Source organism: Streptosporangium sp. NPDC000095 (assembly GCF_042899335.1).
In the GTDB taxonomy this organism is placed as follows: Bacteria; Actinomycetota; Actinomycetes; order Streptosporangiales; family Streptosporangiaceae; genus Streptosporangium.
In genome coordinates this window covers 89,759-115,915 of record NZ_JBIAZS010000008.1, presented here as the reverse complement: position 1 = coordinate 115,915, position 26,157 = coordinate 89,759, and the positions used below count along the sequence as shown (strand labels likewise).

24 protein-coding genes are annotated in these 26,157 nt (G+C 70.7%); 14 read left to right on the top strand and 10 right to left on the bottom strand.

Annotation, left to right across the window (positions count from 1 at the left end; translation table 11 throughout):
• Positions 1-201 precede the first annotated feature (201 nt).
• The 4 genes from vanY-N to ACFY3V_RS19370 all read left to right on the top strand — a co-directional run bounded on the left by vanY-N (position 202) and on the right by ACFY3V_RS19370 (position 4,138).
• Positions 202-774, top strand: a complete 573-nt coding sequence (gene vanY-N, locus ACFY3V_RS19385; RefSeq protein ID WP_389774938.1) for a D,D-peptidase/D,D-carboxypeptidase VanY-N — start codon at positions 202-204, stop codon at positions 772-774.
• A 246-nt stretch (positions 775-1,020) separates the two neighbouring features.
• On the top strand, positions 1,021-1,977 hold the full coding sequence (locus ACFY3V_RS19380) for a D-alanine--D-alanine ligase family protein (protein WP_362907588.1): 957 nt from the start codon (positions 1,021-1,023) through the stop codon (positions 1,975-1,977).
• A complete protein-coding gene (gene murF / locus ACFY3V_RS19375) occupies positions 1,974-3,353 on the top strand; it encodes a UDP-N-acetylmuramoyl-tripeptide--D-alanyl-D-alanine ligase (protein ID WP_362907590.1) in 1,380 nt (459 codons plus the stop codon). Before ACFY3V_RS19380 ends, murF begins: the two co-directional genes overlap by 4 nt.
• A 92-nt stretch (positions 3,354-3,445) precedes the next feature.
• Positions 3,446-4,138, top strand: a complete 693-nt coding sequence (locus ACFY3V_RS19370) for an aspartate/glutamate racemase family protein (RefSeq protein WP_362907592.1) — start codon at positions 3,446-3,448, stop codon at positions 4,136-4,138.
• Between the two features lie 269 nt (positions 4,139-4,407).
• On the opposite strand, the gene ACFY3V_RS19365 is transcribed toward ACFY3V_RS19370, so the two are convergent.
• The 3 genes from ACFY3V_RS19365 to ACFY3V_RS19355 all read right to left on the bottom strand — a co-directional run bounded on the left by ACFY3V_RS19365 (position 4,408) and on the right by ACFY3V_RS19355 (position 8,199).
• The gene (locus ACFY3V_RS19365; RefSeq protein ID WP_362907594.1) at positions 4,408-5,889 is read right to left on the bottom strand and encodes a HAMP domain-containing sensor histidine kinase; all 1,482 of its coding nucleotides are present in this window, start codon (positions 5,887-5,889) and stop codon (positions 4,408-4,410) included.
• A gap of 7 nt (positions 5,890-5,896) precedes the next feature.
• A complete protein-coding gene (locus tag ACFY3V_RS19360; protein WP_350949441.1) occupies positions 5,897-6,571 on the bottom strand; it encodes a response regulator transcription factor in 675 nt (224 codons plus the stop codon).
• Between the two features lie 314 nt (positions 6,572-6,885).
• Entirely contained in the window at positions 6,886-8,199 is a 1,314-nt protein-coding gene (locus tag ACFY3V_RS19355; RefSeq protein ID WP_389774932.1) for a glycoside hydrolase family 43 protein, read from the bottom strand.
• 356 nt (positions 8,200-8,555) lie between these two features.
• Between ACFY3V_RS19355 and ACFY3V_RS19350 the strand changes: the two genes are divergently transcribed.
• Both ACFY3V_RS19350 and ACFY3V_RS19345 read left to right on the top strand, forming a co-directional pair.
• Positions 8,556-9,299, top strand: a complete 744-nt coding sequence (locus ACFY3V_RS19350) for a class I SAM-dependent DNA methyltransferase (protein ID WP_389774929.1) — start codon at positions 8,556-8,558, stop codon at positions 9,297-9,299.
• Positions 9,300-9,373: 74 nt separating this feature from the next.
• Positions 9,374-9,904: a DUF1697 domain-containing protein gene (locus ACFY3V_RS19345; protein ID WP_362907601.1), complete on the top strand. Its 531-nt coding sequence runs from the start codon at positions 9,374-9,376 to the stop codon at positions 9,902-9,904.
• A gap of 100 nt (positions 9,905-10,004) precedes the next feature.
• On the opposite strand, the gene ACFY3V_RS19340 is transcribed toward ACFY3V_RS19345, so the two are convergent.
• Positions 10,005-11,204 carry a TolB family protein gene (locus tag ACFY3V_RS19340; protein WP_389774926.1) on the bottom strand — a complete coding sequence of 400 codons (1,200 nt, stop codon included), beginning with the start codon at positions 11,202-11,204 and terminating at the stop codon, positions 10,005-10,007.
• Complete coding sequence (locus ACFY3V_RS19335) at positions 11,201-11,716, bottom strand: SigE family RNA polymerase sigma factor (protein WP_389774924.1); 516 nt, start codon at positions 11,714-11,716, stop codon at positions 11,201-11,203. Before ACFY3V_RS19335 ends, ACFY3V_RS19340 begins: the two co-directional genes overlap by 4 nt.
• A 204-nt stretch (positions 11,717-11,920) precedes the next feature.
• Here ACFY3V_RS19335 and ACFY3V_RS19330 point away from each other — a divergent pair, with 204 nt between their 5' ends.
• The 4 genes from ACFY3V_RS19330 to katG all read left to right on the top strand — a co-directional run bounded on the left by ACFY3V_RS19330 (position 11,921) and on the right by katG (position 15,597).
• Complete coding sequence (locus tag ACFY3V_RS19330; RefSeq protein WP_362905856.1) at positions 11,921-12,406, top strand: hypothetical protein; 486 nt, start codon at positions 11,921-11,923, stop codon at positions 12,404-12,406.
• Positions 12,403-12,711, top strand: a complete 309-nt coding sequence (locus ACFY3V_RS19325; RefSeq protein ID WP_362905858.1) for a transcriptional regulator — start codon at positions 12,403-12,405, stop codon at positions 12,709-12,711. The genes ACFY3V_RS19330 and ACFY3V_RS19325 overlap by 4 nt, the downstream gene beginning before the upstream one ends.
• Positions 12,712-12,887: 176 nt before the next feature.
• On the top strand, positions 12,888-13,325 hold the full coding sequence (locus ACFY3V_RS19320; RefSeq protein WP_350949426.1) for a Fur family transcriptional regulator: 438 nt from the start codon (positions 12,888-12,890) through the stop codon (positions 13,323-13,325).
• Positions 13,326-13,365: 40 nt separating this feature from the next.
• Positions 13,366-15,597 (top strand): catalase/peroxidase HPI, encoded by a 2,232-nt coding sequence (katG, locus tag ACFY3V_RS19315; RefSeq protein WP_389774919.1) that lies wholly within the window; start codon positions 13,366-13,368, stop codon positions 15,595-15,597.
• A 94-nt stretch (positions 15,598-15,691) separates the two neighbouring features.
• Here katG and ACFY3V_RS19310 read toward each other — a convergent pair whose 3' ends face one another.
• From ACFY3V_RS19310 to ACFY3V_RS19300, 3 genes are all read right to left on the bottom strand, one after another.
• Entirely contained in the window at positions 15,692-16,705 is a 1,014-nt protein-coding gene (locus ACFY3V_RS19310; protein ID WP_389774916.1) for a class I SAM-dependent methyltransferase, read from the bottom strand.
• A complete protein-coding gene (locus ACFY3V_RS19305) occupies positions 16,702-17,142 on the bottom strand; it encodes a VOC family protein (RefSeq protein ID WP_350949423.1) in 441 nt (146 codons plus the stop codon). The genes ACFY3V_RS19310 and ACFY3V_RS19305 overlap by 4 nt, the downstream gene beginning before the upstream one ends.
• A gap of 183 nt (positions 17,143-17,325) precedes the next feature.
• A complete protein-coding gene (locus ACFY3V_RS19300; RefSeq protein ID WP_362905866.1) occupies positions 17,326-18,090 on the bottom strand; it encodes an SDR family NAD(P)-dependent oxidoreductase in 765 nt (254 codons plus the stop codon).
• 115 nt (positions 18,091-18,205) lie between these two features.
• Here ACFY3V_RS19300 and ACFY3V_RS19295 point away from each other — a divergent pair, with 115 nt between their 5' ends.
• Together ACFY3V_RS19295 and ACFY3V_RS19290 are read left to right on the top strand one after the other, a co-directional pair.
• Complete coding sequence (locus tag ACFY3V_RS19295; protein WP_389774911.1) at positions 18,206-21,121, top strand: condensation domain-containing protein; 2,916 nt, start codon at positions 18,206-18,208, stop codon at positions 21,119-21,121.
• Complete coding sequence (locus tag ACFY3V_RS19290) at positions 21,118-22,329, top strand: acyltransferase family protein (RefSeq protein ID WP_389774908.1); 1,212 nt, start codon at positions 21,118-21,120, stop codon at positions 22,327-22,329. The genes ACFY3V_RS19295 and ACFY3V_RS19290 overlap by 4 nt, the downstream gene beginning before the upstream one ends.
• A 73-nt stretch (positions 22,330-22,402) precedes the next feature.
• Here ACFY3V_RS19290 and ACFY3V_RS19285 read toward each other — a convergent pair whose 3' ends face one another.
• Positions 22,403-23,818, bottom strand: coding sequence for a DHA2 family efflux MFS transporter permease subunit (locus tag ACFY3V_RS19285; RefSeq protein ID WP_362905872.1), 1,416 nt, complete (start codon positions 23,816-23,818; stop codon positions 22,403-22,405).
• Positions 23,819-23,971: 153 nt separating this feature from the next.
• On the opposite strand from ACFY3V_RS19285, the gene ACFY3V_RS19280 reads away from it, so the two are divergent.
• Positions 23,972-24,631 (top strand): TetR/AcrR family transcriptional regulator, encoded by a 660-nt coding sequence (locus ACFY3V_RS19280; protein WP_362905874.1) that lies wholly within the window; start codon positions 23,972-23,974, stop codon positions 24,629-24,631.
• A gap of 15 nt (positions 24,632-24,646) precedes the next feature.
• On the opposite strand, the gene ACFY3V_RS19275 is transcribed toward ACFY3V_RS19280, so the two are convergent.
• Positions 24,647-25,306 carry a TetR/AcrR family transcriptional regulator C-terminal domain-containing protein gene (locus ACFY3V_RS19275; protein WP_362905876.1) on the bottom strand — a complete coding sequence of 220 codons (660 nt, stop codon included), beginning with the start codon at positions 25,304-25,306 and terminating at the stop codon, positions 24,647-24,649.
• A gap of 132 nt (positions 25,307-25,438) precedes the next feature.
• On the opposite strand from ACFY3V_RS19275, the gene ACFY3V_RS19270 reads away from it, so the two are divergent.
• Positions 25,439-26,122 (top strand): DUF998 domain-containing protein, encoded by a 684-nt coding sequence (locus ACFY3V_RS19270; RefSeq protein WP_362905878.1) that lies wholly within the window; start codon positions 25,439-25,441, stop codon positions 26,120-26,122.
• Positions 26,123-26,157: the final 35 nt, after the last annotated feature.

Here is a 26,157-nt window from a genome sequence, read left to right as displayed (position 1 = left end):
CTTGGTCACCTTCGACGCGACGTTCCGATCGGCGGACGGAACGTCGCGTCCACTGTCGACCGGCCGTGTGCCCGCCTCGTCCTCGCCGCGTCATGGTCGTGTCACGGCCATGCAGACGGTCGCGCCGACGGTCGCCGTCGTCGACGAACGGTGACGTGCGGCGGGCAACGCGGGCACATTCGGCGCCGATCGTGGTGCGTCATGAACGAGCCACGCATGATCCCGACTCGGCCCCGTGACCGGCTGTACGCCGTGGTCACGCTGGTGCTCGCCGTGCTCCTGCTGCCCGCGGCGTTCGTCCGCGGCCCCGGCCGCGCCCGTGAACTGGCCTGCCGCTGGGCGTTGCGGATGCGATTCCCCGCCGAGGACCTCACCGGGCTCACCGAGGGTGCCCTGGCGGCGTTCACCGCGGCACGCACCCGGGCGCTCTGGCGTCACGGCCGGCTCATCGGCCTCACCTCGGGATACCGCGATCCCCGTGTGCAGCAACGGATGTTCGACGAGGAGGTGCGCCGCGCGGGCTCCCCGGCGCTGGCGCGCATGCTCGTGCTGCCACCTGCGGAGTCCGGCCACGTCAGGGGCGTCGCGTTGGACGTGCGCCCCCACGAGGGCGCGCGCTGGCTGGAGGAACACGGCGCCCGCTACGACCTGTACCGAATTTACGACAACGAGTGGTGGCACTTCGAGTACCGCCCGGACAGCGGTGGCGGGCCGCCACGGCGACTGCCCCACCCCGGCGTGGGGTACGCCGGCGAGCGCACGGACCGGCTGTAGTCCGGTCCTGGTCAGCGCATGGAGGGCGATTCGGGGAAGTCGAACCGGTCGGTCCGGCGGGCACGGACCCCGATGGTCAGCGGGGGACGGCCGGCTCGTCCCGCATCGGGACCCAAGGCCGCCGGCCGTGACACGACCATGACATGGCGCTGACGAGGCGGGGACACGGTCGCCCGACAGTGGATGGGGCCCGCTCTCCAGGGGGGAGCCGGCTCTCTCCGTGCCGTCGAGGAAGGCTGATCGATCGTGACCGAACGCGTACGCGTGGCCGTGCTGGCCGGTGGGCCGTCCGCCGAGCACGAGGTGTCGCTGCAGTCGGCGCAGGCCGTGCTCAACGCTCTGCCGAGGGATCTGTACGAGCCCGTCGCGGTCATCATCGACCGGAGGGGCAGGTGGCCGGTGGAGTTGCGACGCGGTCTGGTGGACGTGGTCTTCCCCGCGCTGCACGGGCCGTTCGGCGAGGACGGCGTCGTGCAGGGTCACCTGGAGACGTTGGGCATCCCGTACGTGGGCTGCGGTGTCATGGCCTCCGCCGTGGCCATGAACAAGGTCGCGATGCGGCGCGCGTTCCTGGCAGAGGACATTCCGGTCACGCCGCATGTGTGGTTCACCGAGCACGAATGGGTCACCGCCACCGACCACTGGGAGCTGGTGAAGTCGCTCGACTGGCCGATGTACGTCAAACCGGCCGGCATGGGCTCCTCCATCGGCATCTCACGTGTCACCTCCATGGAGGAGTTGCGCGCGGGCGTGGATCTGGCGCTCGCCTACGGTCGGGTGGTCGTCGTCGAGCAGGGCGTGAACGCGCGCGAGGTCGTCTGCGGCGTGCTCGGTGGCCATGACACTCCGGACGCCTCGGTGCCCGGCGAGCTCATCGTGCCCGGCGACTGGCTCGACTACGAGGCCAAATACCTCAGCCAGGCCGAGATCGTCACCATCCCCGCGGTGCTGCCGGACCGGGTGGTCGGTGACGTGCGGGAACTGGCCCTGCGCGCCTTCCGGGCGATCGGCGGCTACGGCCTGTCCCGTGTCGACTTCCTCTACGAGGAGGACACGGGACGCCTGTACGTACTGGAGATCAACACCATGCCCGGCTTCACGTCACGTTCCGTCTACTCCAGGGCGTGGGCCGCGAGCGGTGTCCCGTACCCGGATCTGCTGCGCCGCCTCATCGACCTCGCGTTCGCGAGGAGCGGCTCATGATCCCCATCACGCTGCACGAAATCGCGCGGGTCGTCGGCGCGAGCCTGCACGACGTGCGCGACCCGCAGGCACCGGTGACGGCGCCCTCCGCGGTCGACTCCCGCGAGGTGGTGCCCGGCGGCCTGTTCGTCGCGACGGCAGGCGCCCGCGTCGACGGTCACGACCACGCGGCCGCCGCCGTCGCGGGCGGCGCCGTCGCCGTGCTGGCCTCAAGACCCGTCGGCGTGCCCGCCCTCGTGGTCGAGGACGTCCAGCTCGCGATCGGCCTGCTGGCCAGGCACCTGCTCGAACGCATCAGCCCGACCGTGATCGGTATCACCGGCTCCGTGGGCAAGACCACGACCAAGGACCTGCTGGCCCAGGTGCTCGAACGGCACGCCGCGACGGTCGCCACCGACAGGTCGTTCAACAACGAGCTCGGGCTGCCGCTCACCGTGCTGCGTGCCGATGCCACCACCCGATACCTGGTGCTGGAGATGGGGGCGGGCCGCAAGGGCGACCTGAGGTATCTCACCGGGATCGCACCGCCCCGCGTCGGGCTGGTGCTCAATGTCGGCAGCGCGCATGTGGAGCGCATGGGAGCCGGGCCGGCCGACGTGGCCGAGGCCAAGGGCGAACTGGTCGAGGCACTCCCGGCGGACGGGTCCGCCCTGCTCAACGCCGACGACCCGTACGTCATGGGCATGGCCGGCCGTACCAGGGCCCAGGTCCTGCTGTACGGCGGGTCGGCACAGGCGCGGGTGCGAGCCGAGAACGTGCGGATGGCAGACCGTGCGCGAACCGCGTTCGAGCTGGTCACGCCCTCAGGACGCGCCCCGGTCGAGCTCGGCCTCATCGGTGAGCACCAGGTGGGCAACGCCCTGGCGGCCGCCGCCGTCGCCACCGTACTCGGCCTGGGCGTCGCCGAGATCGCCGACGGGCTGAACGCCGCACGGCGGCGCTCCGCGGGCCGGTTGGAGATCGTCGAACGACCTGACGGCGTCACCGTCGTCGACGACGCCTACAACGCCAGCCCCGAATCCATGCGGGCCGGGCTGCGGGCGGTGAAGGCCCTGGCCGGCACCCGCCGTACCGTCGCCGTGCTCGGCGCGATGGGACAGCAGGCCGGCGCCTCCCGTACCCGGCACGCGGAGATCGGCCGACTCGTCGCCGACCTCCGCTTCGACGTGCTGATCGCGGTCGGACCGGGGGATCCGCTCGCGATCGCGGAGGCGGCGGAGTCCTCGAAACAGGGCGTGGCCGTCCACACCGCCCAGGACGTGACCGAGGCACTCGGACTGGCCACCGCGCTTCTCGAACCGGGAGACGTGGTGTTCGTCAAGGCCTCCAGCGAGATCGGGCTCGGTGCCTGCGCCCGTGCACTGGCCGGAGCCTGACCGCCGGCGCGTCGCCGAGGAGACGAGCGGATCAAGTCCACGCCGACGCACCGCCTGGCCGGTCGCGGCACCAGTCATCGAAACGGAGTTCCATGCGTACGATCGGTCTCATCGGCGGGTTGAGCTGGGAATCGACGGTGATCTACTACCAGATCATCAACCAGCGGGTCCGCGAGCGGCTCGGCGGCAGCCATTCGGCCAACAGCCTCATCTGGTCGGTCGACTACACGACCGTCGAGGACCTCGTCTTCGCCGACCGCTGGGACGAGGTGAGCGCGCTGCTCGCCGAGGCCGGCGGGAAGCTGGAGGATCTCGGCGCCGAGGTCCTGCTCGTCTGCAGCAACACCTTCAGCCGGGTGAGCGACGACGTGGCGCGGGCCGCGAGCGTGCCCGTGCTGCACATCGCCGACGCCGTGGGCGCGGAGATCCGGGCGAGGGGGATGCGCAAGGTCGGGCTGCTGGGCACTCGCTTCACCACGGAGCAGCCCTTCTACCGGGAGCGGCTGGCCGTCCACGGCCTCGACGTGGTCGTCCCGCGACGCGAGCAGCGGGAAACGGTCCACCGCGTGATCTTCGACGAGCTGGTGCGCGGGGTGCTCAGGGAATCCTCCAGGGACGCGTACGCCCAGATCATCGCCGATCTGGCGGCCGAAGGAGCCGAAGGCGTCGTCCTCGGCTGCACGGAGATCGAGCTGCTGATCACCGAGAAGGACACCGCCGTCCCGCTGCTGCCGAGCGCCCGGCTGCACGCGGAGGCGGCGGCCGGCTTCGCGCTCGCCGAGTGACGCACCCTCGGTCGCGTCCCCGCACAGCGCGTTGACGCCGTACGACCGCCGGTGCCGCAGTTCGGCGCGGACACGTTCGACGCCGAGGACGGGTCCCCACCGTCACCCAGGAGGGTTCCGGGGAGCGAAGGTGATCGTCGTGGTCGGTGCGACACGTCCGCTCGGCGGGTCGCCGGCCGGAATGACGTCGCTGGGGCGCACGCCGCAGCCGGCCACGGCGACGAGCGATACGAGGCCCACAGCGAGCACGCGGCGGGCGAATCCTGTCCTCATTCGGGGCCTCCGTCCGGATCGGCTGCCCGGCGCGGCAGGCGCAGCGTGAACACGGCACCTCCGTCCGGGGCGTTGGTGACGGTGAGGTCACCTCGGTGCAGGCGGGCGTTCTCCCGGGCGATGGCCAGGCCCAGGCCGCTGCCCTCGGACCTGGCTCTGGCCGCGCTGGCCTTGTAGAACCGGTCGAACACGTGCGGCAGCACCGCCTCGTCCACCCCCGGCCCGTGGTCGCGGACCTCAAGAACGATCCGGTGCGGGTCTGCGCGAAGCCGTACCGACACCGGTGGCTCGCCGTGCCGCAGGGCGTTGCCGACCAGGTTCGCCAGGATGACGTCCACCCGGCGTGGGTCCAGCCGCGCCGTCACCCCGGGGGGAACCTCGGTGCGCACCCGCTCCGACCAGCCCCGAACGCGCAAGGTCGCGTCCACCAGTTCGGCCACGTCGACGTCGTTCGGCGCGAGGGCCGCGACGCCGGAGTCGAACCTGCTGATCTCGATGAGGTCGTTCACCAGGGCGGCGAGGTTGAGCGTCTCCTGGCCGACCAGCCTGGCGGCCCTGTCGGCGGGTTCGGGCAGCCGGTCCGCCTCCTCCTCCAGGACGTCGGCGACCGCGGTGAGCGCGGCGAGCGGGGTGCGCAGCTCGTGGGACACGTCGGCCACGAACCTGCGGGCGTCGGCCTCCATCTCGCGCAGCTGCCCGACGAGCCGTTCCAGCTCCGCGGCGGTGTTGTTGAACGTGCGCGCCACGTCGGCCAGCTCGTCGGAGCCGCGCACCGCGATCCTGGTCCGCATCTCGCCTTCGCCCAGCAGGCGCGCCGCCCGGCCGAGCTCGCGCACCGGGCCCAGCACGCCACGGGCGGCGAGCAACGCCAGGACGACCGCGAACGCGAGGGCCGCCCCGCCGATCAGCCAGGCGATGGCGGCGAGCTCGTCGATGCTGCGCTGCTCGGGAAGCAGGCTGCGCGCGATGTAGACCTCGATACCGGACACCCGCGTCGTCCGGTCCTCCTCGATGATCAGCAACGGCATGCCGATGATGAGAGTGGGCTCGCCCTGCCGCACCACCCTCTGCCACGCGGTGCGGCCACCGGCCACCACCCGTCGCAGTTCCGGTGAGGCCATCCCGAAATCCAGGGCCGGGGACTCCTCGCCCGGCCTGTCGCCTCCCAGCGGCGGCGAGGACGGAGGGAGCGGTGAGTGCGCCTCGCGGTAGACCGCGACCGCGAAGCCGTCGCCGTCGGTCGCGGCCTCGGCGATCTCGCCGAGCTCGTCCGGGCCGGGCGTCGCGCTCCGCAACGGGTAGAGCGCCTGCAGGCGGCCGGTCATCGCCTTTACCGCGGCATCCTGGGTCCTCTTCAGGATGGAGTTGCGTGCCTGGACGTAGATCCCACCGGCCACCGCCGACGCGGTGACCACACACAGCAGCGCGAAGGCGAACAACAGCCGGGCACGCAGCCCCAGGCTCGGCCGAGGTGTCACCGGCGGCTCACACCGGCCCGAACCGGTACCCGAACCCACGCACCGTCTGCACGTAGACGGGGGTCGCCGAGTCGTCCTCGATCTTCGCGCGCAACCGCTGCACGCACGCGTCCACCAGGCGCGAGTCGCCGAAATACCCGTGCTCCCACACCGACTCCAGCAGTTGCTGGCGGCTGTGCACCCGGCCGGGAGTGCCGGAGAGTTCGAGCAGCAGGCGCAGTTCGGTCGGGGCGAGGTCCACCGGCACGCCGCGTTTGGCGACCACGATCCCGGCCCGATCGATGGTCAGCTCCCCGTGCCGCTCCAGCTCCGCCTGGTCCCGGCCGACCCGCCGCAGCACGGCGCCGATGCGTGCCTCAAGCACCCTGGGCTGCACCGGCTTGACCACGTAGTCGTCGGCGCCCGCCTCCAGCCCGGCCACCACGTCCATGTCGTCGCCGCGCGCGGTCAGCATGATGATCGGTGTCTGACCGGCGGCCCGGATACGGCGGCAGACCTCGAACCCGTCCATGCCGGGCAACATCAGATCGAGCACGACGACATCGGGAAGATCCGTGCGCAGCCGCTCCAGCCCCTGCTCGCCGGACTCCGCCGCGCGCACCCGGTATCCGTGCCGGGTCAGGGCCAGCTCAAGACCCTCCCGTACGGCCGGGTCGTCCTCGATCAACAGCACTCGCGACACGCCGCCGAGTCTCACCGCACGCCCCCGTAACTCGTCCGCCGGTCGACCACGTCCAGTGTCGGCCGGCCGTGTCTCCGCCTCGTCTTCGCCATGTCATGGTCGTGTCACGGTCTTGCCGACGGTCGCCGCCGCCGAACAAGCGGTGATATGCGGCAGGTGAGGCGCGTTCGGCGCCAATCGTAGTTCGTCACGAACGAGCCACGTACGATCCCACCTCGGCCCTGTGACCGGCTGTGACCGGCTGTGACCGGCACGGCCCGGCTACGTCGACCGCCCAGGCGCCGGCGAGCGGCGCCTGGGCGAGGGGGCATTCGTCAGGCCAAGGGGGAGGTCACCGTGAAGGAGGCGTCGGAGGCGAAGACCGAGGTGGACGCTTTCAGGTCCAGCCGCATCTCGTAGTTGTAGTGGCGCAGATAGCGGCCCGGCAGGTTGTACGACTCGAACGAGGTCGTACCGCCGCCGGCCAGCCCCGCCCTGCCGCAGAACGTGGCGTCACCCTTGAAGATCGCCGTGCCGTCGTCACGCTGCAGGGTGAGCCGCATGTTGTAGTGCCGCAGGTAGTAGCCCGGCAGATTCACCGCCTGGAAGGAGTAGCAGCCGTTGTTGGCCAGCCCGGCGGTCACGGTGAACGTGGCGTCCCGGCGGTCGGCGAGCGCGCTGGAGGCGCTCAGCGGATCGATACGGGCAAAATTGTCGCGGTGGCGCAGATAGCGGTCGGGGAAGTTGGCCGAGCGCAGCGAGCGGTTACCCGTCGGCACCGCCGTCGTGTCGCCGGCGTCCTCGCGCAGCACGGTGAAGTGCCTGGCGACGCCGGACAGGCCGGACAGTTCGACCTTGGCGGAGAAGGTGGACAGGTCGGAGCTGTCGGCGTAGTAGTAGCGGCCGCCCGTGTAGTTGTCGAAATAGATCCGCCACCTGCCGTCGGGCAGCCGGGTCAACGCGGGCCCTTCCAGCCCCGAACCCCAGCCCGCCCAGTTCCCGACGCCGGTGAACTGCCAGGGGCCGGTGAGCGAGGTGGCGGTGGCGTGCTCGATGTACTTCGTCGTCTCGTTCTTGAGGAAGTTGTGGTACGTGGAGCCGACCTTGACCACGAAGCTGTCGATGTAGTTCGCCGGGATGCCCAACGCCGCCGGGGCGCTCCAGGACGACAGGTCGGCGTTGGTGGCGGTGATCCGATACGGCCTGAACTGTCCCGCCGTGCCGGTCGTCGAGGCCGAGAAGATCACGTGAACGCTGCCGTCGGAGTCCTTGAACCACTCCGGAGCCCAGGTGCTGCCGGTGGCGCCGTTCAGCCCGACGGTCACGTTGCGAAGGAACGTCCAGCTCACGGAGTCGGCGCTGCGAGCGAAGCCGATGGTGTCACCGGTCCAGTTCGTCGTGTAGACGAGGTAGTAGTAGCCGTCGGTGTGCCGCAACACGCTGGGATCCCTGATCAGCCCCGACGGTGGCGTGTAGGCGTTGGCCCGCACGAGGGAGAAGGTGGAGGCGTTGGGGGAGTCGTAGACGTACATGTTCGATTCACTGCTGTTGGTGAAGGCCGTCATCAGGTAGTGGGGGACCGGACCTGCGGCGTGGGCCGCCACCGGTGTCAGGACAACGGCCATGACGACGGTGAACAACGCGGCCAAAACTCTGTGATACCTACGCATTCCGGTACCTCCATGATGTTAGCGATAACATTTCACGGCGAGCGTACGGAGACGGTGATTCGAGCGTTGGCGCATTCTTAGCCCGGCGAAGGGACCCCCGTCAACGGACGGTACGCGGTTCGTTGTGGCGTGTGCCGAGGTCTCGATCCGGAGAGGCGCGCACGGTCTGTTGATCCAACCCGGGCGGGCGGCAGGTGGAGCCGACGGCCCCGAAAGTTTCAGGGAGCGCAGGGTAGTACTCGGGTGTTCACCGTTTCGCGAGGCTTCGAACGAACGCGTTCGCGGGGGCACAAAATCGTTGGACAACGCCTGTCGGGACGGCGATCGTTGGCGGCATGCGACAGGAGGAGATCTGGGACGTCGACGCCGCCCAGCGCTACGACACGCCGGGTAGCGGCATGTTCGCGCCCGAGATCCTGGGGCCGACCGTGGACCGCCTCGCCGAGCTCGCGGGGGACGGGCAGGCGCTCGAGTTCGCCATCGGGACCGGTCGCGTGGCCGTGCCGCTCGCCGAGCGAGGGGTGCCCGTCACCGGTATCGAGCTGTCACCTCCGATGATCGACCAACTGCGGACCAAGGTCGACGAGGCGACGATTCCGGTGGTCGTCGGCGACATGGCGACCACCGCCGCCCCGGGCGAGTACACGCTGGTCTACCTCGTCTTCAACACGATCTCCAACCTGCTCACCCAGGCCGATCAGGTCGCGTGCTTTCGCAACGCCGCCCGTCACCTCAACTCCGGCGGCCGGTTCGTGATCGAGCTGTGGGTGCCTGAGCTGCGCAAGCTCCCACCGGGTCAGCAGGCCATGGTCTGGCACAGCGATACCGGCTACATCGGTCTGGACACCTACGACACCCTGCGCCAGCACGTCGTGTCACACCATTTCAGGTTCGACGAGAGCAGGCAGGCCCAGCTGTATCGCAGCCCGCACCGCTATATCTGGCCGGCCGAGCTCGACCTCATGGCCCAGCTGGCCGGGTTCGCACTGGAGAGCAGGCACGCCGACTGGGCCGGAGCCGAATTCACCGCCGAGTCGCGTTCTCACGTGTCCGTCTACCGCATTCCGCCGGACCGCTGAGAGTGCCACCGTCAGAGTCAAGGTCGCTGATCAGGTCTCGTGCCGTTCCGAGAGCGGAAGGGAGAAAATAGGGCATGACGCGATACGTGGCGCTGCTGCGCGCGGTGAACCTCGGCAGCCACAAGAAGATCTCCATGCCCGACCTGCGCGCGGTGTGCGCGGAGCTGGGGCACACCGACATCCAGACCTATCTGCAGAGCGGCAACGTCGTCTTCACCGCCGCCGAGCCGGAGGCGGGAAAGGTCGCGGCGCGGCTTGAGGAGCGGCTCGCCGACGGGCTCGGGCTGACCACGAAAATCATCCTGCGGACCGCCGACGAGCTGAGGGCGGTCGTCGAGGCGAGCCCGGCGAAGGCCGACGATCCGACCAGATACTCGGTGTGGTTCCTGCTCGACCCTCTGGTGGCGGACTGGCTCGACGGTTTCGACGCCGGGAGGTTCGCGCCCGAGGAGATGTGGACGGCGAGCCGTGAGATCTACCTGAGCCTGCCGAACGGTACCGGCCGCGCGAAGCTCCCGGTCGCGCTCGAACGACGTCTGAAGACCCCGGCCACCATGCGCAACTGGAGAACCGTCACCAATCTCGTGGAACTGGCCGAAGGTTGAGCCGGTGAGGATGCCGGTCCGCGTCGCGGACCGGCATCCTCACCGAGGGCGCCGCCCGCGCGGACCCCGGTGCCCGCGCGGGCCCCTGTACGCGGCGCCGTCAGGGGATCCTGGACAGGTCGATCACATATCTGCCTTCCACGGTGAGGTACGTCATCATCCGCCCGGCCCGGTCGGCGACCGGGACCCCGCCCTGCGTGCCGTCGTTCCCGCTGTCGAAGGCCGCCAGCTTTCCGGTCTTCATGTCGTAGAGCCCGAGCCCTGGGGCGTCGTCTCGGAGGTTGCGCGCGTAGAAGCGGCTCTGGCTGGGAGGCTCCGGGATATGGAAACCGGGCGGCACCTCCTGCTGTGTCGAGCCGTCACGTGACCGGGTGAACGCTCTGGCGCCGCCGGGCGTCGTCGAGATGCAGGACTGGACGCCGCAGGCGAGCAGTTGCTGTCCCTGCCGGGCAGGGGCCGCGTCGTCGGTCTGGCCGGTCTCCAGGTTGACCAGGTGGGTGAACGGCGCCCCGTCCGCCCCGTCCTGTGGGCTCCATGTGCCCGGCGAGCCCGCCCACGGCCAGGACAGCAGGTGCAGCCCGGTCCCGTGGTCGAGCGGTGTCACCCGGCCCCCGTCCACGGGAACGCTGAACACCCCGCCCTTCCGCACGGAGAACACGATCGCGCCCTTCGCCACGGCGAGGCCGTCGATCGTGTCGCCTCCGGTCCTGTGCTCGGCCACCTGCCTGGCCTCGCCTCCGGTCAGCGGTACGGCCCAGAGGCGCACGGAGGTCTTCGTCGAGGTCGACCACGCCACCATGCTCTCGCCCAGGCCGATGTTCGCGGCGTTCCCCGGCGCGCGTATATCCGTGATCTTTCGTAGATCTCCTCCGGTCAGGTCGTAGAGGTAGAGAACCTCGGGCCGCATGGCCTCGGAGAGCGCCTCGACCAGCAGGTTCTGGTCGTCGGTCAGTGCGATCGGACGCAGTCGCCTGCCCTCGGGATCCTTGGCGGGTATCTTCCACACCGCCTGCGGCCACACCTTCTCGACGGGTTCGACGATGGTGTCGATCTCCACGAACGGCCTTCCCGACGGGTGGTCGGCCACGGTCACCGCCCTTCCGTCGTCGCCCCCCTGCAGGGCTACGGTCATCCCGCCGGCGACCGCCACGATGGTCGCCGCCGCGAGCAGGGTCTGGGACCTGCTCCTACGCCGCCGGTGGCCGGTCTCCAGCCGTTCCGCCGCCGAGGGGGCCAGTCGTGGCGCTCGTTCGGCCATGCGGCCCAGGGACCTGCTCAACCGCTCCTCGATGTCGGTCATCGACGCTCCCCGTGCTCCGACATGACGTTCTCCTCCGTGTGCTCGCCCGCCGCGGAACGGAGCTTGCCGAGCGCCCGCGACGCCTGGCTCCGCACGGTTCCGCGGGAGATCTTCAGGGCCGTCGCGATCTCCTCGTCGGTCAGCCCTTCGTAGTAGCGCAACACCAGCACCACCCGCTGCTTGCGGGGCAAACCGGCCAGCGCCTCCTCCAGCGCCCGCTCGTCCTCGCCGGGCGGCGTGTCGTGGTACCCGTGCTCCGGTGGGTCCCAGGCGAGCAGCTCGCGCCGTCGTAGTCGCCAGGTCGCCGTGTGGAGTCTGGCCATGGTGGTACGCACGTAACTTTCCGGGTTGTCCTTGGCGCGCAGTCTCGGCCAGGCGGCGCGCAGCCTCAGCAGCGCCTCCTGCACCAGGTCGGCCGCGTCGTGCGGGTTCCCGGCCAGGACGTAGCCGTAACGCAACAGTGCGTCACCGCGCTCGGCGACGAACCCGGCGAACCGGGGATCTGATTCCAACTGCCCTCGCCTTTCGTCGTCCCATCACCTCTCAGATGGATTGACCGGGCGAACTGTTGCATCGTCCGCGGAAAGGCGCGGAAGTCTCTCCTGGCGGGGGCGGTCGTCGGAAGGGCCTGTCCATGCTTGGCCAGTCTCGGAAAGTACTTGACGATCTGGAAAGTAGAAAGTACTTTCCAGATAGGAAAGAGTGAAGGAGTGGGCATGGAAATCTCCCCGGAAGAGGCTGCGCGGACGCTGGACCAGGTTCACGAGACGCGGCGCAGGGCCCTGCGCGCCGCGCCGCCGATGTTCCCCGCCTGGTATCCCGTGGCGGTCTGGGTCTTCGTCGCCGGAATACAGTTCGTCACCGAGGTCCCGCCCGCCTGGTGGATCTGGATCGCGGTGCCGGCCCTGTCGGCCGGTCTCGCCGTCGCCGTCCTCAAGTTCGTGACAGACGTCAAGAACGCGAACATGCGCCTGCACTCCTCCGTGGTGGACCCGTGGGCGTGGATCGGTTTCACCGGCTGGCTGGTCGCCACCGGTGTCGGGGCCGCCCTGATGGCGTTGTGGTTCACGGAACTGGGCCTCACCTACCCGCGTACGCTCATGGGTGTGATCATGACTGTGGTCGCGGCGATCACCACGCCTCTTCTGGCCCGCTGGATGTCCGGGCGGGCCGTCCGCCGGGCGGAGGCGGTGACGCGATGACGCCGCGACTCGACCCGGCGATCCACGCGCCGACCCGGTTGGGGATCGTCTCGCTGCTGGCCGCCGCCGACGAGGCGGAGTTCGCCTTCGTCCGCGACAACCTGGGCGTCAGCGACTCGGTGCTGTCCAAGCACGCGAGCGCCCTGGAGGCGGCCGGTTACGTGAAGATCCGCAAGGGGCACGTCGGCAAGCGCCCGAGGACATGGTTCAGCCTCACCCGCGAGGGGCGCGCCGCCTACACCGGCCACGTCGCCGCACTTCAGGCCATCGTCGCCCAGTCCGGCCTCTCGGTCCTCCCCAACTGAGACGGAACAACCAGGACGAAACTCCCACCGGGCCGTTCCGGGTGGCCGGAGTCGCCACTCGGAGCCGGTCCTCGGGTCCTCGGGGAACCCGGACCGTCTCCTCGCCTGGCGGGGTTCTAAATTTGCATCGTTCGTTAACTTGAACTCTTCGTGTTTATGGCGCTAGATTTGGCCCCATGACCGCACCTGGCACTCCGACCACCGCAGATGAGCTGCGCGGGGTGGGCCTGCGGGTGACGGCCGCGCGGGTGGCCCTGCTCGAGACCGTCCGGGACGGCAACCACCTCGGAGTCGAGGCGATCGCCTCCGGAGTGCGCGATCGGGTGGGCCACATCTCACTCCAGGCCGTGTACGAGGCCCTCCAGGCGCTCACCGCGGCCGGGCTCTTACGCCGCATCGAGCCTGCCGGCAGTCCGGCCAGGTTCGAGGGGCGTGTCGGCGACAACCACCATCACATCGTGTGCAGGTCGTGCGGTGTCGTCGCCGACGTCGACTGCGTGGTCGGTGAGGCGCCCTGCCTGACCGCGTCCGACGACCACGGCTTCTCGATCGACGAGGCCGAGGTCATCTTCTGGGGCCTGTGCCCCGGCTGTTCCACCCCTCGCGGCTCCTGAGCGCCGCGACTCCCTGAAACAGAAGATCCAGAAGGATTCCATGTCTGAGAACCACGATGCAATCGTCACGGACGCGAAGGCGGAGGGCGAAGGTGGCTGCCCGGTCGCGCACGAGCGCGCCCCGCACCCGACTCAGGGCGGCGGAAACCGCCAGTGGTGGTCGGAGCGGCTCAACCTGAAGATCCTCGCGAAGAACCCCGCCGTGGCCAACCCCCTCGGCGAGGAGTTCGACTACGCCGAGGCGTTCAAGTCCCTCGACCTCGCGGCCGTGAAGCGGGACATCGCGCAGGTGCTCACCACCTCGCAGGACTGGTGGCCGGCCGACTACGGTAACTACGGCCCGTTCATCATCCGGATGGCCTGGCACAGCGCGGGCACCTACCGGATCAGCGACGGCCGCGGCGGCGCCGGTGCCGGTCAGCAGCGTTTCGCCCCCCTCAACAGCTGGCCCGACAACGCCAACCTCGACAAGGCCCGCCGCCTGCTGTGGCCGGTCAAGAAGAAGTACGGCCAGGCGCTCTCGTGGGCCGACCTCCTGGTCCTGTCCGGCAACGTCGCCCTGGAGTCGATGGGCTTCGAGACCTTCGGTTTCGCCGGCGGCCGTGCGGACGTCTGGGAGCCCGAGGAGGACGTCTACTGGGGTCCGGAGACCATCTGGCTCGACGACCAGCGCTACACCGGTGACCGGGAGCTCGAAAGCCCGCTCGGCGCGGTCCAGATGGGTCTCATCTACGTCAACCCCGAGGGCCCGAACGGCAACCCGGACCCGCTCGCCTCGGCCCGCGACATCCGCGAGACGTTCCGCAGGATGGCGATGAACGACGAGGAGACGGTCGCCCTGATCGCGGGCGGTCACACCTTCGGCAAGACCCACGGCGCGGGCCCGGCCGACCACGTCGGCGCCGACCCGGAGGCCGCCTCGATCGAGGAGCAGGGCCTGGGCTGGAACAACACCTACGGCACCGGCAAGGGTGGCGACACGATCACCAGCGGTCTCGAGGGTGCGTGGACGAACACCCCGGTGACGTGGGACAACAGCTTCTTCGAGATCCTCTACGGCTACGAGTGGGAGCTGAGCAAGAGCCCTGCGGGCGCGCACCAGTGGAAGCCCAAGGACGGCGCCGGTGCCGGTACGGTCCCCGACGCCCACGACCCGTCGAAGAGCCACGCTCCGACGATGCTCACGACCGACCTCGCGCTGCGGGTGGACCCGGTCTACGACCAGATCTCGCGGCGCTTCCTGGAGAACCCCGCCGCGTTCGCGGACGCCTTCGCCCGGGCGTGGTTCAAGCTGACCCACCGCGACATGGGCCCGGTCGTGCGCTACCTCGGCCCGGAGGTCCCGTCCGAGACGCTGCTGTGGCAGGACCCCCTGCCCACCGCGACGTACCAGCCGATCGACGCCGATGACGTCGCCTTCCTCAAGAGCAAGATCCTCGCCTCCGGCCTGCCGGTCTCCCAGCTGGTGTCGGCCGCGTGGGCGTCGGCCTTCTCCTTCCGTGGCAGCGACAAGCGCGGCGGCGCCAACGGCGCGCGCGTCCGCCTCGAGCCGCAGAAGGGGTGGGAGGTGAACGACCCCGACCAGCTGGCCACCGTGCTGCGCGTCCTGGAGGAGATCCAGGAGGCGTTCAACGCCGTGCGGAGCGGGGGCAAGCAGGTCTCGATCGCCGACCTGATCGTGCTCGCCGGCAGCGCCGCCGTCGAGCGGGCCGCCAAGGACGCGGGCTTCGACATCGAGGTCCCCTTCACGCCGGGCCGGGTGGACGCCTCGCAGGAGCAGACCGACGTGGAGTCGTTCGCCGCGCTCGAGCCGACCTCCGACGGGTTCCGCAACTACCTCGGCAAGGGCAACCGCTTGCCCGCCGAGTACCTGCTGATCGACCGGGCGAACCTGCTCACCCTGAGCGCCCCCGAGATGACGGTCCTCGTCGGTGGCCTGCGTGTCCTGGGCGCCAACCACGGGCAGTCCTCGCTCGGCGTCCTCACCACGACCCCCGGGGTCCTGACCAACGACTTCTTCGTCAACCTGCTCGACCTGGGCACGAGGTGGAAGGCGACGTCGGAGGACGAGAGCACGTTCGAGGGCCGCGACCTCGCCACGGGCGAGGTCAAGTGGACCGGCAGCCGCGCCGACCTCGTCTTCGGGTCGAACTCCGAGCTGCGCGCGCTCGCGGAGGTCTACGCGAGCGACGACGCGAAGGAGAAGTTCGTGAAGGACTTCGTCGCCGCGTGGGTCAAGGTGATGAACCTCGACCGGTTCGACCTCGCCTGAGTGAGTTGTTCGGCGCGTCCGGGCCGGCCCACGCCGGTCGGCCCGGACGCGCCTTTCACCTGCCGGACGCACGTCCGGCAGGGTGTCACGGTCATCACCGGTCGCCGGTCTCGCCGGGAGCGGCCATCTGGTTCCGCAGGAGCACGTTGCCCGAGATCCTGGACTCGCACAGCCTCTCCGCCTCCGGGGTGCCGGCCACGACGGTGAAGCCGGTCGGCGCGAGCCGCAGCTCCATCACCGCGGCCCGTTCGGCGACGGGCAGCGCCGCGTAGCGGGCGAGCAGCTCCTCGTCGTCGAACAGGTCGGCGTCCGACAGGAACACCGGTGAGGCGGGGTGGCGACGGCCCAGGTCCAGGATCTTGCCGCCGCCGTCCCAGTTGACGCCGTTCAGCGCGACCCAGCCGATCCCGTCGAGGCCCTCGAACAGGCGGGCCGCGTCACCGAAGCGGTGGGTGCGCATGACCGGGTGCAGGTAGGCGTCGGCGTCCAGCACGTCCTGGTCGCGTGGGTCGGCGCCGGGCGCGGTGCCCGTGCCGTAGCGGCCCGCGGAGCGGCCGAAGCCCAGCCGGTGCACCACCGACAGGCCCTCCTCGCCGGTGTCGCCGCCCGACAGCAGCCGCACCAGCTCGCGGTCGATCAGCCGCTGGTGCTCGCCGAAGCTGTGGAACAGCCACAGGTACATCAGCCCGCCGGGCGACAGCCGCTCGGCGAGCCAGGCCAGGCCCGCGCGGGGGTCGTCCAGGCAGTGCAGCACCCCGGTCATCACGATCAAGTCGTAGGGGCCCTCGAACCCCTCCCCGCCGATGGCGCCGCGCACCAGCTCCACGTTGGTCAGCCCGTTGCGTTCGCGCAGCTCCTCGGCGACGTCGAGTGACGACTGCGACAGGTCCATGCCGGTGAAGTGCGCCCGGGGATACTGCGAGGCGAGCCCGAGCAGCTGGTGCCCGGTGCCGCACCCGGCGTCCAGCACCCGCTTGCCCGCCAGGGTCTTGTCCCTGGCGACCATACCGATGCCGAGCGCCAGGTCCAGGATCAGGTCGTCGCCGACGGTCAGCGACGGGCACGGGTAGCGTTCGTACAGCTCCCTGACCTGCTCGACGGCGCTCATGGGGTGTCGATCTCCTCGTACGGGATCTCCTCGACCCTGCGGGCGAAGACCCAGTGATGGCCCTCCAGGTCCTCGGTGGTGTAGTTGCGGTCACCGTAGAAACGCGTGTCCGGCTTGTCGCGGATCACCGCTCCCGCGGCCTTCGCGCGCTCGTAGTGCTCGTCCACGTCGTCCACGAACACGTACAGGCTCTGGCGCAGCTCGCCCTCGCCCTGCGGCTCGTGCTTGCGGCCGTCACCCGTTCCGGCGAGCTGCACGACCCCCTCGCCGAACGACAGCTCGGCGTGGACGACGGACCCGTCGTCGTCGTTCAACACCTTGCGCTTTTCGAATCCGAACGCCTCGATGAGCCATTCGATGGCTTTCTCGACATCGGAGTAGAAGATGACGGGAGTGATTCTCGGCATTCCGTCGGGTGGGGTGAGCAATTTCCTCATCTCCTTCGATCGACGACCATGGAAACGTAACGGGACGCTACCCCGCATCCCGCCGGCGAGACGTGTCGGCGTTCACGGGATCGGTGTTCTGCTCGGAAGTTGCGCCGCCAAACGCCCCGTTGGTTTTTCACGTGTTCGGCGGGTCTTTCCGGTGTTCCGCTCCCGAACGTACGGCGAGTTCCCTCAGGTGTTCGGCAGGCGCAGGCCGCCGTCCAGGCGGACGACGGCGGCGTTGAGGTAACCCAGTTCGCATACGGCGCGGACCGCTCGCGCGAACTCCGCAGGGGTTCCCGGCCGGGGCGGGAAGGCGATCTGCCGCAGCAGCGGGCGCCGGAACTCCGGCGGGATCGCCGCGAGCAGCGGGGTGTCGAACAGGCCCGGTGACAGCGCGCACACCCGCACGCCGACGGAGGCGAGGTCGCGGGCGGCCGGCAGGGTGAGCGCCGCGACCGCGCCCTTGGAGGCGGCGTAGGCGACCTGGCCCGCCTGGCCGTCCTCGGCGGCGGCCGAGGAGGTGTTGACGACCACGCCACGCTCGCCGTCCTCCAGCGGTTCGGTCGCGGCCATCGCGGCGGCGGCCAGACGCATCACGTTGAAGGTGCCGACCACGTTGACCGCGAGCGCCCGCTCGAAGGTCTCCAGGTCGTGCGGGCGGCCGTCCAGCCCGACCGTACGGGCGGCGGGCGCGATTCCCGCGCAGCTCACCGCCACCCGCAGCGGTCCCGCGACCTCGGCGGCCGTCCGCACGGCGCGCTCGACCGAGCCCGCGTCGGTCACGTCGGTCTCCACGAACGTGCCGCCCACCTCGTCGGCCACCGGGCCCGCCGCGGCGGCCTCCAGGTCGGCCACGACCACGTGCGCTCCGGCCTTGGCGAGCTCGCGCGCGGTGGCGGCGCCGAGCCCTCCGCCGCCCCCGGAGACCAGCGCCGTCACACCCTGCAGCTCCATATCCGCTTCGCCGCCTTTTCGCAATAGAGGGTAAATGCTCTCGCTTATCAAGACATATCCTGACGCAAAATTCTGCATTCACGCTGCACCCCACAGACGTGAGGACACCATTCACATGACGATTTCCAAGAGCGCGGACAATGTGCACGACCTGATCGCCCGCCGCAGGCGCGAGCGAGATCGCATCCCGCGACACGCCGTGCCCGATTCGGGGGTGCCGGTCTCCTCCACCCAGGAGCGCATCTGGTTCGGCGAGATGTTCAATCCGGGTTTCGGGTTCTACCACGTGCCCGCCACGCTGCGGCTGCGCGGACCCCTTGACGCCCAAGCCCTCGACCGGGCGCTGTGCGAGGTGATCAGGCGGCACGAGATCCTGCGCTCCACCGTCGCGGAGGTCGACGGCATGCCCGTGCAGCGCGTCGGTGACGCGCCCGCGAGCGTGCTGCGCTCCGTCGACCTGGGTGACGAGCCGGACGCCGAGGCCGAGGCCGCGCGGATGGCCGCCGACGACATCCTCGCCCCGTTCGACCTGCGCCACGGGCCGCTCTGGCGGGCGCTGCTGCTTCGGCTGGGCCCCGACGACCACGTGCTCGTGCTCACCTTCCATCACATCGTCTTCGACGACCCGTCCTTCGGGATCGTCGGGCGCGAGGTCGAGGCCCTCTACACCGGGGCCGTCGGCGGGGCGACCGGTACCGGAGCCGGTACCGGCTCCGGCGAACCGGTGAGCCTGCCGGACCTGGACCTGCAGTACACCGACTTCTCCCTCTGGCAGCGCGAACGGCTGCGCACCGAGGACGTGCGCTCACGCCTGGTCGACTACTGGCGGCGCACCCTGGACGGCGTACCCCGCCTGCTCGACCTGCCCTCCGACCGGCCCCGGCCGCCGCACCGGCGCCGCGCGGGCCGCTTCCACCGCTCCCGGCTGCCGGGCGACGTCGTCGCCTCCGTGCGCGCGGTGGCACGTGAGGAGGGCACCACCCCGTTCACCGTGCTGCTCGCCGCCTACGGCGTGCTGCTGTCGCGCTACGCGGGCCAGGCCGACATCGTCACCGCCGTACCCGCCGCCGGGCGCATCCGGCCCGAACTCGAAGCGCTCGTCGGATGCTTCATCAACATCATCTGCCTGCGCCTCGACCTGCGCGGGGAGCCCACCTTCCGCGAACTGCTGCGCCGCGTGCGTCACGCCTCCGTCGAGGGACACGACCACGAGGAGATGCCCTTCGAGGAACTGGTGCGCGAGCTGCACCCGCAGCGGCCCCAGAGCCACACGCCGTTGTTCCAGGCGGGGCTCGGGGTGCGCGACAACGACGGCGTCTTCCTGAACCTGCCGGGCGTGCGGGCCTCGGAGTTCGTCCCCGACGTCGAGGTGTCGCACTTCGACCTGATGGTGGACTTCAGCGTCGACGGCGACGGCATGGCCGGCCTGTGGGGCTACAACGACGACCTGTTCGACCCCGCCACGGTCGAGGTCCTCGCCGAGCAGTTCGAGCTCCTGGTCGCCGGAGCCTGCGCCCACCCGGACCTAGCGGTCGGTGACCTCTCCCTTCCTCCCGCGCCCCGGCCCGCGGAGCCAGGGACCGGCGCCGAGGGACCGGCCGCCGTCCTCGCCGAGCGGGTGCGGCTCACCCCCGACGCGCCCGCCGTCACCACCCACGCGGGCACGCCTTCCACCGGCACCTCCACGAGCACTTCCACAGGCACCGCCACGGGCACGTCTTCCACGGGCGCCCCCTCCGCCGTCACGCTGACCTACGCCGAGCTCGACGCCCGCGCCGAGAACCTCGCGCCCGCCGTACGCAGGGGAGCAGGCCCCCCGGCCGCCGACAGTCCTGATCCGGCCGTCTGGCGATACGCCCACCTCAAGGCGGACGTCCTCGACGGCCGTACGGAGGGCGCGGGCGCCGCGCCGATCGCCGACCTCGCCTCGCGGATCGGCCTGGGCGTCGCCGACACCGTGCTCACCTTCGCCCCGCCCACGTCCGGCGCGTTCGCCGACGCCGTGCTGCTCGCACTCCTGCACGGCGCGCACCTGGTGACCGCGCCCCCCGAGGCCGCCCGTGACGCCGGACGGCTGAGGGACCTGGTCGCGGACGCCACCGTGGTGCACGCCCCGTCCGCCGCGTGGCGGCTGCTGCTCCATGAGGGCCTGCCCGCCGACCGCCCGTTCACCGCGCTCTGCGACGCGGCCACGACCCCGCCCGCTCTCGCGCGGGAACTGGCCGCCGCGATTCCCACCTGGACCCTGTACGGCGAGCACTGGGCCGCGGCCCACCGGGTCGACCCGCTCACGGAACCCCGCAGGGGCGTCCTGCTCGGCGAGGCCCTCGCCGGTACGTCGATCGAGATCGCCGACCGGACCGGGCGCCCCGGCGCAGTCGGCGTTCCCGGCGAGATCCACGTCGGCGGCACCGCCACCGGCGACCGCGGCCGCGTTCTCCCCGACGGCTCGCTGGAACTGCTCGGCCGCTTCGACCGGATGTTCACCGTCGGCGGGTTCCGGGTGGACACCGACGAGCTGGCCCGCTCCCTGGCGGGGCGGCCCGGCGTCGCCGAGGCCGCCGTCGACGTGCGCCACGACCGGCTCGCCGCGTACGTGGCGGGGGAGGGGATCGACCTCACCGAGCTCACCGCCCACCTGCCCGAATACCAGCTCCCCGGCTCCGTCACCGTCCTGGACTTCCTGCCCAGGACCGCCGAGGGCCACATCGCCCATACCGAGCTGCCCAGCCCCGAGGCCCCCGGCGAAGAGGGCGGGCACGTGCCGATCGAGGGCGGCACCGAGGAGACCGTCGCCGGGATCTGGCGCGAGCTGCTCGGCGTGGAGGAGATCGGAGCCTCCGACGGCTTCCTCGACCTCGGCGGCCACTCGCTCACCCTGGCCAGGCTGAGCCTGCGCTACGAGGTGGCGTTCGGCGTCGAGGTGGAGCTACCCGACCTGCTGCGTCACGCGACCGTCCGTGAACAGGCGGCGCTCCTCGACGAGCGCCGCGCGCAAGCCGGCCTCGCGGGAGAGGAGGCGGCGTCATGACCTCGGTAGCCGCCAAGCCGTCACCGGACACGATCGGGGGGCCGCCGAGGACGCGGCTGGAGTCGCTCACCGGGCTGCGGTGGTTCGCCGCGTTCGGCGTGTTCTTCAGCCACGTCGCGATCCTGCTGCCCCTGCCCTACCTCAACGAGCTGTTCGTCCTCGGCACGGCCGGGGTGACGTTCTTCTTCGTCCTGTCCGGCTATGTCCTCACCTGGACGTTCTTCGACAGGGACACCGCGCCGAAGTTCTACTGGCGCCGCTTCGCCAGGATCTGGCCCTCGCTCCTCATCACCACCGTCGCGGCGGTCGCACTGCTCGTCGGGGGCCAGCTCTGGCCCACCGAGGGCGGCACGGCGCTGGTGTGGTGGACGGTCGCGACACTGCTCATGGTGCAGGCGTGGTTCCCCGCGTCGTTCCAGAGCGACGCCGTGCCGCACACCGTCTCCTGGTCGCTGTCGTGCGAGGCGTTCTTCTACGCGGTCTTCCCGTTCGTGGTGCGCCCGATCGTGCGGCGCACGTTGCGTCAGATGGTGATGATCGCCGCCGTGCTCATCGTGATCAGCATCGGCACGCGCGTGTGGCTCTGGCTTGCCAACCCGCAGCTCACCGCCGAGAACTGGTTCACCTCCGACCTGTACTACTTCGCCACCCACTCGCCGATCTCCCGGGTCAGCGAGTTCGTGCTGGGCATCGTGATCGCCGCCGCCGTGCGCCGGGGCTGGCGCAGCCCGATCGGGTTGCGCACGGCGACCGCGATCACGGTCGGCTACTTCGCGCTGCTGTGGGCGTGGTCCTGGTCCGGCGTGTGGCAGACCGCGCTCGCCGAGACCGCCAACCGGGGCAGCATCGTGGTGTTCGCGCTGCTCATCGCGGCGGCGGCGACCAACGACCTGGCCGGGCGGCGCAGCCTGCTCAGCTCACGCCCGCTGGTGGCGCTCGGCCAGTGGTCCTACGCCTTCTACCTCGTTCACTTCCTGGTGCTCTTCCCCATCGCCAAGCACGCGTTCGGGCGGCAGTCGCTCTACGACTTCCCCGAGCCCACCTGGGCGCACCTGCCGTACGCGCTGGCGGGGCTGGTCGTCAGCGTGCTGCTGTCGTGGGGGCTGTACCGGCTGTACGAGTATCCGATCGAGAAGCGGCTGCGGGCCATGCTGCGCCGCGAGCCCAAGGCCGCCACCCCGGCACCGGGTGCGGAACCCTCGATGTGACGCGAGGGGGCACACCGCCGTCCCGCGTCTGCGGGCCTGCCCATGACGGGCCGTTCGCGGGGCCGTCGGCGGGTCACACCGGGACGTCGACGCCGCGAGGAGCGTCCTCGCGGCGGGGCAGGAGCGGGACGGCGGCGAGGACGACCACGATCATGGCGAAGGCGAACAGGAAGACGCCGTGGAAGCCGGTGATCACGTCGTCCGCGGTCTGCAGGATGAGCGTGACGACGGCGACGCCGATCGCGGCGCCGAGCTGGTTGAGCATGTAGAGCACCGAGCTGCCCTGCGCCACCAGCGGAGCGGGCAGCGTCCGGTACAGCGATCCCATCGTGGCCGCGCTGAAGAAGCCCATCCCCAGGCCCATGGTGAAGGCGGCCAGCGCGGGCCACACCTCGGGGGTCTGCGCTCCGACCCGGGTGAGGACCAGCGCGCCGAGGGCGGCCACGAGCGCCCCGGCGCAGGCCGGCCCGCGCGCGCCGATCCGGTCCGCGAGCCGTCCGGCCGGCGGCATGCTGACGGCGCCGCCGAGGCCCACCGGCGCCATCAGCAACCCGGCGGCGAGCGCGCCGTGTCCGTGCGCCTGCTGGTGGTACAGCGGCAGCGCGAACAGGGCGGCGAAGTTCGCGAGCCCGCCGAGGCCCATGATGGTGACGCTCGCCGCGAAACCCCGGCCCGCGAACAGCCGCGGGTCGATCAGGGGCGGGGTACGCCGGACGCGGAGCGCGTGGATCGTGTAGGCGGCGAGCAGGACGACGCCGGCGGCCACAGGGGTGAGCGCCTGCCAGGCGGTGAAGGCGCCCTGCTCGGCCGTCTGCGAGAGGGCCAGGACGAGAGCGGCGAACCCCGGACCGAGCAGGGCCAGGCCGAGGACGTCGAGCCGGACCCGCGACCGCTGCCGCCCGAGCGGTGGATCCGCGGGCAGCACGCGCAGGGCGAGCAGCAGGGCGACGAGGCCGACGGGCACGCTGAGCAGGAACATCCAGCGCCACGGCAGCCCTTGAAGGATGACCCCGCCCATGACGGGACCGAGGACGGGACCGAGGGAGAGGACCACGCCCATCAGGCCCATCACGCGCCCGGCGCGGTGGGGACCCGCGGCGCGGGCCAGCAGGATCAGGACGAGCGGGTCGAGGACGCCCGCGCCGACGCCCTGGACGACACGAAAGACGATCAGGCTGCCGACGTTCCAGGCCAGCCCGGAGGCGAGGGATCCGGCCAGGAACAGGGCCAGGCCCCACAGCCACAGCCGCCTGCCCCCGAACCGGTCCACGGCCCAGGTGGTGAAGGGGATGGTCGCCGTGACGGCGAGCAGAAAGCCGGTGGAGGCCCAGCCGACCGTGCTCAGCGAGGTGTCGAAGGCCCTGGCCAGGGTGCCGGTGGCGACGGCGGCCATCGTGCTGTTGAGGATGCCCAGCAGTCCGCCGAGCAGGATCACGCCGATCAGCCGCAGCAGCGCCGGATCGAGCCTGTCGTCCTGGGGTCGTGTCATGCGGTGTCCTTCGACTCGGCGGTTTCGGTGGTCGGGGCGCGGCAAACTAGACCAGCGAGTACAAATTAAGAGACCGATCAGTCTTAGTCAATCGCGTCCAGACAGATGGACTCACGAGTCTGGTCGGGTGATCGACGCGCTAGAATGCGGCCCATGAACGGAGCGGGAACCTCGGCAGGGCGGGATCTCGCCCCCGCGCGCGGACGCATCGACAAGCGGCAGGCGATCCTGGACGCCGCGTTCACCGTGTTCGCCCGCCAGGGATACGCCCAGGCCGGGGTGGATGTGATCGCCGCCGAGGCGGGCGTCGCCAAGGCCACCGTGTACAACCACTTCGGCGACAAGGAGACCCTGCTCCGTCAAGCGATCACCGCTCAGGCCGACAGGGCGCTGGCCAAGAACATGGCCGCGCTGGAGCGGCTCACCGACGACGGAGGCGAGCCGCGCGCGATGCTGGAGGAGGTCGGCCACAGCCTGCTCCGCTGTTACTGCGACGACCGCTCCTGGGCGCTGCGGCGACTCCTCGCGGCCGAGCTCAACCAGTTTCCCGACCTGCTCGACATCGTCCAAGGGCATGCGGCCGAGCGCGTCGCCCGAGCCCTGGCCGACCGGCTGGCCAGGCTCACACTCGCCGGCCGCCTGCGCGCGACCGACCCGGCCCGGGCCGCCGAACAGTTCAGCGCACTGCTCACCGGCCCGATGGAGGCACGGTCCCGGCTCGGCACCCGCGAGGTCACCGACGCCGAACTGCGGAGCGTGGCCGTCGCCGCCGTCCACACGTTCCTGCGAGCCTTCGGCCCGGACGCCGTCTAACCGAATGAGCGCGGTTCAGGCCGTGCGGGCCAGGGCGGTGGCCGTGCCGTCGATCAGCGCTTGGAGGCCGTGTTCGAAGGCGTCCTCGCCGAACGAGCCGCCGCTCTCGCGGAGCGCCGCGATCAGGGTGGCCTCCGTGCCGCCGTCGAGCAGTGCGGCCAGCGTCGCGAGCCGGTCCGGCGGGGCGTCCGGGTGTTGTCGGCGTTCGGCCTGCTCCTGCAGGACGTACCCGTTGACGTAACGGGTGAGGGCGGTGATCGTACGCAGCGCCAGAACCGGCGTGAAGCCCCGGCCGACCATGGCGGTCAGCTCCTCGTCGAACATCCTGATCGTCTCCGGGCTCAGGCTCGCGGCGTTGGCGACGAGGCGGGCGCCGTCGCGGTGGGCGAGCAGGGAGTCGCGGTACGCGCGGGCCCGGCGGGCGAGCCAGTCCTGCCAGGACTCGTCGTCGCGGGGCGGGCCCATCCCCGCGGCCAGGACGATCGCGTCGGCCATCCCGTCGAACAACTCCTGCTTGTTGCGCAGGTGCCAGTACAGGGCGGGTGACTGGACGCCCAGCTCCGAGGCGAGCCTGCGCACCGTGAGCCCGTCCAGACCGACCTCGTCGAGAAGCCGTAGCGCCGTATCGATCACCGTCTGCCGGGTCAGGCCGGCTCCTCGTTTGCTCTCTCCCATCGGTTGACACCTTAGCAGCGCTAAGGAAGCATGGCGGCGATGCACACTTAGCGCTGCTAAGGAAAGTGTGAGCATCGGTACCCCCGAGCACTTCGGGGATGCCGGTCACAGAGCCGGTCAAGAGGGGGAACCATGCCCGTCACGCGAGAACAGCGGCTGACGAGGGCGATGCTGACCTGCGGTGCCGTCGCCGGACCGCTGTTCATCCTCGTGGTCGTGATCCAGGACTACACGCGCGCGGATTTCGATCCCCGGCGGCAGCCGCTCAGCATGCTGAGCCTGGGCGACCTGGGGTGGATCCAGATCGCCAACTTCGTGATCACCGGGTTGCTGAACATCGCGTTCGCGGCGGGGCTGTGGCGGGTGCTACGTCCGGGCAACGGCGGCACCTGGGGACCGCTACTGATCGGTGGATACGGGACCGGCCTGGTCGCGGCCGGCGTCTTCCGCTTCGAACCGGCGTGGGGCTACCCGCCGGGCGCGCCGCCAGGACTTCCCGACGACCCCGGCCTGAGCTACATCCTGCATGGCGTCGCCTTCGTCCTGTTGTTCGTCTCGCTGGTCGCGGCGTGCTTCGTCTTCACCCGTTACTTCGCCGTACGGGGAGAGCGCGGGTGGGCGCTTTACTGCGCGGCCACCGGCGTGGCGCTTCTCGCTCTCTACCTGCTGGCAGGGTTGCTGTCGGATAACGGCGAGAACTCCCGGCCGTTGAGCCTGCTCCTGCGCGCCATCGCGCTCCTGGGCTGGGGGTGGGCCGCGGCCCTCGCGGCGCGGGTGCGCCGATCTCATACGCCGATCAGGTTCGGCACCGGGTGACGGAACAGGTTTGGCCGGTAAGCAGACTCCTTGGA

Bases quoted from the DNA above. Each gene is read 5' to 3' on its own strand.
- vanY-N (WP_389774938.1), top strand. From the start codon at position 202: ATGAACGAGCCACGCATGATCCCGACTCGGCCCCGTGACCGGCTGTAC.
- murF (WP_362907590.1), top strand. From the start codon at position 1,974: ATGATCCCCATCACGCTGCACGAAATCGCGCGGGTCGTCGGCGCGAGC.
- ACFY3V_RS19370 (WP_362907592.1), top strand. From the start codon at position 3,446: ATGCGTACGATCGGTCTCATCGGCGGGTTGAGCTGGGAATCGACGGTG.
- ACFY3V_RS19350 (WP_389774929.1), top strand. From the start codon at position 8,556: ATGCGACAGGAGGAGATCTGGGACGTCGACGCCGCCCAGCGCTACGAC.
- ACFY3V_RS19345 (WP_362907601.1), top strand. From the start codon at position 9,374: ATGACGCGATACGTGGCGCTGCTGCGCGCGGTGAACCTCGGCAGCCAC.
- ACFY3V_RS19340 (WP_389774926.1), bottom strand. From the start codon at position 11,204: ATGACCGACATCGAGGAGCGGTTGAGCAGGTCCCTGGGCCGCATGGCC.
- ACFY3V_RS19330 (WP_362905856.1), top strand. From the start codon at position 11,921: ATGGAAATCTCCCCGGAAGAGGCTGCGCGGACGCTGGACCAGGTTCAC.
- ACFY3V_RS19325 (WP_362905858.1), top strand. From the start codon at position 12,403: ATGACGCCGCGACTCGACCCGGCGATCCACGCGCCGACCCGGTTGGGG.
- ACFY3V_RS19320 (WP_350949426.1), top strand. From the start codon at position 12,888: ATGACCGCACCTGGCACTCCGACCACCGCAGATGAGCTGCGCGGGGTG.
- katG (WP_389774919.1), top strand. From the start codon at position 13,366: ATGTCTGAGAACCACGATGCAATCGTCACGGACGCGAAGGCGGAGGGC.
- ACFY3V_RS19310 (WP_389774916.1), bottom strand. From the start codon at position 16,705: ATGAGCGCCGTCGAGCAGGTCAGGGAGCTGTACGAACGCTACCCGTGC.
- ACFY3V_RS19305 (WP_350949423.1), bottom strand. From the start codon at position 17,142: ATGAGGAAATTGCTCACCCCACCCGACGGAATGCCGAGAATCACTCCC.
- ACFY3V_RS19300 (WP_362905866.1), bottom strand. From the start codon at position 18,090: ATGGAGCTGCAGGGTGTGACGGCGCTGGTCTCCGGGGGCGGCGGAGGG.
- ACFY3V_RS19295 (WP_389774911.1), top strand. From the start codon at position 18,206: ATGACGATTTCCAAGAGCGCGGACAATGTGCACGACCTGATCGCCCGC.
- ACFY3V_RS19290 (WP_389774908.1), top strand. From the start codon at position 21,118: ATGACCTCGGTAGCCGCCAAGCCGTCACCGGACACGATCGGGGGGCCG.
- ACFY3V_RS19285 (WP_362905872.1), bottom strand. From the start codon at position 23,818: ATGACACGACCCCAGGACGACAGGCTCGATCCGGCGCTGCTGCGGCTG.
- ACFY3V_RS19280 (WP_362905874.1), top strand. From the start codon at position 23,972: ATGAACGGAGCGGGAACCTCGGCAGGGCGGGATCTCGCCCCCGCGCGC.
- ACFY3V_RS19275 (WP_362905876.1), bottom strand. From the start codon at position 25,306: ATGGGAGAGAGCAAACGAGGAGCCGGCCTGACCCGGCAGACGGTGATC.
- ACFY3V_RS19270 (WP_362905878.1), top strand. From the start codon at position 25,439: ATGCCCGTCACGCGAGAACAGCGGCTGACGAGGGCGATGCTGACCTGC.